Genomic DNA, 1,133 nt, shown 5'->3' with positions numbered 1-1,133 from the left:
CCAACTGCTTGGTTATTCTTATTTATTTCCCCCTGCCCCCACGCCAGCCACGCTTTTAGTGTGGGTGGTGGGGGCGCCGATTGTGGCTTCGCCGCAACAGCGCAACTCTAAGGGAAAATGCCCCAACTTACGGGGGGCTTTATTCTTTTTTATATTGTCCTCTCAGGCACCATCCCCCCCGCGGCCCAAGGATTAAGGACTAAGAAATAAAAGCTAAGGTGTGGTGCAAACAGCATAGAAGTTGGTTCTAACACTGGAGCCGAAGACCATGCCGTAGGACGATAAGATATAGAAGCCATTGCTACCTTTGACGTCGCTTGACCAGAAGTAGGTGATGAAGAAGCCCGCATCAGCGTAGGAGGACACTAAGCCCCACTCCGTTAAAAATCCTGCACCTATGTGACGCATGTAATAATTACCTGATGAACTAGGTGCTGCGCCAGAAATAGGAGGATTACTTGTTTTGACTGCATTGGTTAAATCCTTAACCTGTGGCAAACGATAACCCAAACTATTACACCATGCTGTTTGATCTGAAACGGTACCACCTTTATTACCCCGATTGACGAACCACTGCCTCAACACAAATCCATAACGAATCTCATTACCACTACTACTATCCCTTCCGACCAACTCAAAGGTCTGTGGCAAAGATGGACGTTCTAATGAACCTGGACTACTTGAACTTATTTGAGCACTATCAACTTTAGGACCATGCAACGTTACCCGTGTTACATTCTTGGATTTATCAGTAATCCATTGATCGGCTTGGACAGTATTTCCCAAAGGGTCTGTGAATGTCCCTGTTAGCGGCCTTGTCCAACTCACCGTTGCACCTAGACTGCCACTTGTGTTAACTGTCCAATTCAACTGACTTGCGTCAATACCTCCTATATCCAAATCAAAATACAATCCATCAGCACCCGTTGTAGGAAAATTTCGATCGTAAGATGATGGATTTGTAGACTGAACTAAAAAGCCCTTAGTAGAACTCCATATGTTAGATGGACCAGCATAGACGCTTATGCCATAGTTTAGATTCGGCCTGACCGATTGCACAAAGTAACAACCACCAGAAGAATCCGGCTTGATGTAATACTCTACACTGCCTCCAATAAATGTACTAATATTTG

1 protein-coding gene is annotated in these 1,133 nt (G+C 45.2%); it reads right to left on the bottom strand.

The annotated features are described in order from the left end of the window. Positions 1-213: 213 nt before the first annotated feature. Positions 214-1,133: hypothetical protein (locus tag GA0061081_RS11135; RefSeq protein WP_167349357.1), on the bottom strand; the 920-nt coding region annotated here is incomplete at its 5' end.

It is taken from the genome of Gilliamella bombicola (assembly GCF_900094945.1).
In the GTDB taxonomy this organism is placed as follows: domain Bacteria; phylum Pseudomonadota; class Gammaproteobacteria; order Enterobacterales; family Orbaceae; genus Gilliamella; species Gilliamella bombicola.
Note: the sequence above shows the minus strand (reverse complement) of the source record. Positions and strands in the feature narration are given on the sequence as shown.